This is a genomic window from Micromonospora sp. NPDC049799, from assembly GCF_040656655.1.
In the GTDB taxonomy this organism is placed as follows: Bacteria; Actinomycetota; Actinomycetes; order Mycobacteriales; family Micromonosporaceae; genus Micromonospora.
The window spans coordinates 1-3,941 of record NZ_JBFAMU010000464.1 but is presented as its reverse complement, the minus strand read 5'-3'; the positions used below and the strand labels follow the sequence as shown (position 1 = coordinate 3,941).

Here is a 3,941-nt window from a genome sequence, read left to right as displayed (position 1 = left end):
GGTGGGCGTCGGCGGCGGCTACCGGCTCGGCGCCGGCACCCGGCTGCCGCCGCTGCTCCTCGACGACGAGGAGGCGATCGCGACGGCGGTTTCCCTGCGGCTGGCGTCGGGGGGCACGGTCGCCGGGGCGGCCGAGGCGGCACTGCGGGCGCTGGCGAAGCTGGACCAGGTGATGCCGTCCCGGTTGCGCACCGAGGTGCGGGCGGTGCACGACGCCACCGAGATTCTCGTCGGCCCCGGCGTCGAGATCGACGCGGAGCTGCTGGTGACGCTCGCGCGCGCCTGTCGCGACGCGGTTCGCGTGCGGTTCCGGTACGCCGGCCGCGACGGCGGGGAACGCGAACGCACGGTCGAGCCGGTGCGGATGGTCACCACGGGCCGCCGCTGGTACCTGATGGCCCGGGACGTCGACCGCGACGACTGGCGCACCTTCCGGCTGGACCGGATGCGGGAGGCGGTGGCGACGACCTGGCGTTTCCGGGCGAGCGAGCATCCGGACCCGGTCGCCTACGTGCAGCGGTCGGTGACCGGGGCGCCGTACCGGTATCTCGCACGGGTGCGGGTGCACGCCCGGCCCGACACGGTGCGGGAGCGGGTGCCGCCCCAGGTGGGGCGCGTCGAGGACGACCGCGACGGGTGGTGCGTGCTCGTCGTGGGCGGGGACGACCTGGACTGGCTCGCCGCACACGTGGCTCGGCTGGGCTTCGAGGCGGAGGTGCTGGAGCCCCCGGAGCTGCGGGAGGCCGCCGCCCTGCTCGCCCGCCGCCTCGCGGCGATGGCCGCCTCCGGCAGCTAGGACAGTCTGTCACCGGCGGCGAGCCCGCCACCGCCGCAGCGCGTAGGCCAGACCGCTGGCCACGAAGAGCGCGGCGGTGAGCAGCAGCCACCGCCCGAGCAGCGGCTCCCGTTCCAGCCCGGTCGCCGCCCGGTACGTGTCCCGGCCCTGGGCGAGGATCCCCGGCAGGTACACGAGGAACAGCAGCCCGGCGGCGAGCGCCGGCACGCGTACGTGGTTGAGCGGGGACGGACCGTCGACCGGGGCGGTCAGCCGGGCGCGCAGCACCCGGTCCACCGCCGCGTAGGCGGGAAAGAGAACCAGGTCGTGCGCGACCACCGCGCCCACGAACCAGAGCAGCATCCGGCCGGCCGTCGGCTCACCGGCGATCCGCAGCAGCACCCACCCGGCGACGGCGAACGCGCCGGCCATCAGCAGCAGGTGCCGGAGCGGCGCCCCGTACGTGGCCCTCACCGGGGCGCCCGGGTGAAGTCGATCTCGGCCACCCACTTCGTGCAGTGCACCCCGGGCAGCGCCGGCACGATGATCCGCGCCGGCCACCCGTGGTCCGGGGTCAGGTCGGCGCCGTTGACCCGCAGCGCGAGCAGCGAGTCCGGGTCGAGGACCTGGTTGGCGGCGAGCGTGGCCTGCCTGAACAGGCCCGCCTTCTCCAGCGACCGTACCGTCGTGGCGTCGACGTCGTCCGCACCCACGACGGCGGCGAGGTCGCGCAGGCGTACGCCGGTCCAGGTCTGCAGCGTCGACCAGCCCTCCACACAGGCGATCGGCAGGCGTGCGGTGTGCTGCGGCAGGGCGAGCAGCGCGGCGCGGTCCAGGGCGACCTGCCGGTCGCCGGCGCGCAGCGTCACCCGCCAGTCCGGCCCGGTGTCGTCCGGGCGGATCCCGGCGGCGAGCGCGCTGCGGTTGACCGGAAACCCGTTCGGACCGCTGTCCGGCTGCCGGCCGCGGGGAAGCAGCAGGGCGGTACGCCGCCACACACCGTCCAGGCTCTGCCCGACGGTGAGCGCCCCCAGCAGCACGGACAGGCCGCCGACCAGCGCGAGCGCGCCGCGCCGGCTGACCGTCGCCGCCCCCGGTGCGGGCGCCACGAGCCCGTCCGGATCGGGCGGCTCGGGGCGGGTGGCGGCGCGCGGCGTGGCCAACTCCCGGCGGGGCGGCCGGGACCGCAGCGCCGTGACCATCCGGGGCAGCTTGAGCGCCACGTGCGCGACGAGGGCGGCCGTGAAGACCCACGCGCCGAAGTAGTGCGCGGTGTAGAAGTCGAACCCGAACAGGTACGCGTACTGCACGTTCAGCAGCCCGGTGGCGATCTCGAACAGGATCCCGCCGACCAGCAGGAGCAGCGTGAGCCGTTCCAGCACCTGGGCCACCGAGCGGGCCGGCGGCCAGTCGAACAGCTTCGGCAGCACCGACCACAGCTTCGCCAGGACGACCGGCACCAGCATGATCCCGAGCGTCACGTGCAGGCCCTGGGTGACCCGGAACAGCCAGGACGGCCGGGTCGGCCAGTCCACGGCGGGTGGCCGCAGCCATCCGACGTCGCTCGGGAACGCCTGGGAGAACCGTGGGCCGTACGCCAGGTAGTCGAGCAGCCCGGTGACGATCACCAGGGGCAGGGTGACGAGCAGGACCAGGCCGAACGTCGAGGTCAGCCAGGGACCCCGCAGCGGACTGCGCCACCGCCGGGGGAGAGCGTCAACGCCGGGCGGCGGGTGGGCGGCCAGGGTCCGCCACCAGCGCCGGGGGAAGCCGTACCCCGTCCCGGCGCGGTCGTTCCCGGCGGGAGAGGCGTCGTCGCTGCTCACCGGTCCTCCTCGTCCGGGGCGCCGCGCCGCCCGCGGCGTCCACTCCCGGAAGGCTAGGTCCGCGCCGGGCGTCGGGGCCGGGTTTGGCGCATTACCGAAGCCTTACCGGACCCGGGTGGGCCGCCCGGTCGTGGCGCACATGTTGCGAGCTGCTTACGGCGGGACGAAGTCGGCCCCGGCCGCCGCCGACCGCCCTACGCTGGCCGGCATGCGCGTACTGCTCACCGGCGCGGCCGGTTTCGTCGGGTCGCACGTCGCCGACCTGCTCGCCGCCGAGGGGCACGAGGTGGTGGCGCTGGACGCCCTGCTGCCCGAGGCGCACGGGGGAGAGCTGCCGGAATGGTCCCGGCGGCACACCCCGATCGTCGGTGACGTGCGGGACCCGGACCTGCTCGACCGGCTGCTGCACGGGGTCGACGCGGTCTGTCACCAGGCGGCGATGGTCGGCCACGGCCTGGACCCGTCCGACGCCCCGGCGTACGCGAGCCACAACGACCTCGGCACGGCGGTGCTGCTGGCCGCCATGCACTCCGCCGGGGTGTCGCGGCTGGTGCTGGCCAGCTCCATGGTGGTCTACGGCGAGGGGCGCTACTCCTGCGCGGCGCACGGCGTGGTCCGCCCCGCCCCGCGCCGCCCGGAAGACGTGACCGCCGGCCGCTACGACCCCACCTGCCCCCGCTGCGGGGAAACCCTCGCGCCCGAACTGGTGCCGGAGGACGCCCCGCTGGAGCCCCGTAGCACGTACGCCGCCACGAAGCTCGCCCAGGAACACCTGGCCGGCGCGTGGGCCCGGCAGACCGGGGGCGGCGTGTGGGCGCTGCGCTACCACAACGTCTACGGGCCCCGGATGCCGCGCGACACCCCGTACGCCGGGGTCGCCTCGATCTTCCGGTCCGCCCTGGCGGACGGCCGGCCGCCCCGGGTGCTGGAGGACGGCCGGCAGCGCCGCGACTTCGTCCACGTCACCGACGTGGCACGGGCCAACCTGCACGCCCTGCGCACGCCGCCACCGGAGGATCTGGTGCCGGTCAACGTCTGCTCCGGCGAGCCACGGACGGTCGGCGACCTCGCGGCCACCCTGGCCGCCGCGATGGGCGGGCCGGCGCCGGTGGTCGTCGGGGGTGCCCGTTCCGCCGACGTCCGGCACGTCGTCGCCGACCCGCGACGAGCGGCCGACCTGCTCGGCTACACCGCCCGCGTCGGCTTCGCCGAGGGCGTGGCGGCGTTCGCCACCGATCCACTGCGCGAACCGGCGGCCGTCGCGGCCTGACGCCAGGCCGAAGACGGAGACAAGGCCGGCGACGTTGCCGTTGCCGATGTAGTACTTGCCGCCGTTGGCC

Annotated in this window: 4 protein-coding genes; 2 read left to right on the top strand and 2 right to left on the bottom strand. The window is 75.8% G+C overall.

Features of this window, described 5'->3' with window-relative positions; translation table 11 throughout:
- Positions 1-796: WYL domain-containing protein (locus AB0I76_RS24505; RefSeq protein ID WP_357039781.1), on the top strand; the 796-nt coding region annotated here is incomplete at its 5' end.
- A gap of 9 nt (positions 797-805) precedes the next feature.
- On the opposite strand, the gene AB0I76_RS24500 is transcribed toward AB0I76_RS24505, so the two are convergent.
- Positions 806-1,249 carry a hypothetical protein gene (locus AB0I76_RS24500; protein WP_357039778.1) on the bottom strand — a complete coding sequence of 148 codons (444 nt, stop codon included), beginning with the start codon at positions 1,247-1,249 and terminating at the stop codon, positions 806-808.
- Entirely contained in the window at positions 1,246-2,601 is a 1,356-nt protein-coding gene (locus AB0I76_RS24495) for a molybdopterin-dependent oxidoreductase (protein WP_357039775.1), read from the bottom strand. The genes AB0I76_RS24500 and AB0I76_RS24495 overlap by 4 nt, the downstream gene beginning before the upstream one ends.
- 208 nt (positions 2,602-2,809) lie before the next feature.
- Here AB0I76_RS24495 and AB0I76_RS24490 point away from each other — a divergent pair, with 208 nt between their 5' ends.
- Positions 2,810-3,871, top strand: coding sequence for an NAD-dependent epimerase/dehydratase family protein (locus tag AB0I76_RS24490; protein WP_357039772.1), 1,062 nt, complete (start codon positions 2,810-2,812; stop codon positions 3,869-3,871).
- The last annotated feature ends 70 nt before the right edge of the window (positions 3,872-3,941 follow it).

Coding starts and splice junctions, on each gene's coding strand:
- AB0I76_RS24490 (WP_357039772.1), top strand. CDS start 2,810: ATGCGCGTACTGCTCACCGGCGCGGCCGGTTTCGTCGGGTCGCACGTC.